Annotated in this window: 1 protein-coding gene; it reads left to right on the forward strand. The window is 36.6% G+C overall.

Annotation, left to right across the window (positions count from 1 at the left end; genetic code table 11):
• Window positions 1-526: MltR family transcriptional regulator (locus tag Q7C20_RS26695; protein WP_375071185.1), on the forward strand; the 526-nt coding region annotated here is incomplete at its 5' end.
• Window positions 527-817: the final 291 nt, after the last annotated feature.

The following is an 817-nucleotide window of genomic DNA, read 5'->3' on the forward strand; positions in this document are numbered from 1 at the left end:
GGAGATAACCGGCAAAGCAGTAGATAGGTATTTTGAACTGAATGCAGCTCTTTTTGAGTTTCATGAATTATTCCATGAAGAAAATCCAAACGAACGCGCTATAGCTCTTGTTGCCGCCACCTTCCTTGAAACCTTATTAGATCACATTTTACTTGCTTTTTTACCGGAAGATGAAAAAGAGGTGAACCAACTACTTAATTATAATCAGCCATTGGGAACCTTTAGCGGTAAAATAACCATGGTTTATTGTTTAGGCCTAATGGAAAAGAAGGTGAAGAAGGATTTGGATCTAATACGCAAGATCCGCAACAAATTCGCCCATCAGCTTAGAGTAGATTTTGAAGATGGCCAAATAAGATCCTGGTGCAATGAATTGTCCTGGTACAAAATTGCTTTAGGAAATTCCCCCGAGGGAGCTTCAAACAAAATGATTTTTCAGGTTGCAGTTGATCAGCTAATAACCCACTTAAATGGCTGTGTCTCTATTGCAAGAGGGGAAAAGAGAAAAGTGGTTAACAATTTTTAAAATGCTCATTTTCAAATATGAACACAAATTGTTAATAGTAAAAGCTGAACCCGGTCGAGACAATATTAAAACCAGGTATTTTTGCGTTAAAGAGAGAAAGCATAACCACTAAGCTACGTTATGAGTGAAGAACTACTACAAAGGAATTTAATTAAGAGTCCTGCTAAATTTGGAAAGTGGGATTTCTATAATATAGGAGCAACAAGTGTTCGAGCTTTAAAGGCTCACAAAATTATTCGCAACGTCGATTATGGAAAAGAAGAAAATAAAAAGGTAGACGGTCTTATTGTA

This window comes from Pseudomonas sp. AMR01 (assembly GCF_041946035.1).
GTDB lineage: Bacteria > Pseudomonadota > Gammaproteobacteria > Pseudomonadales > Pseudomonadaceae > Aquipseudomonas > Aquipseudomonas antarctica_B.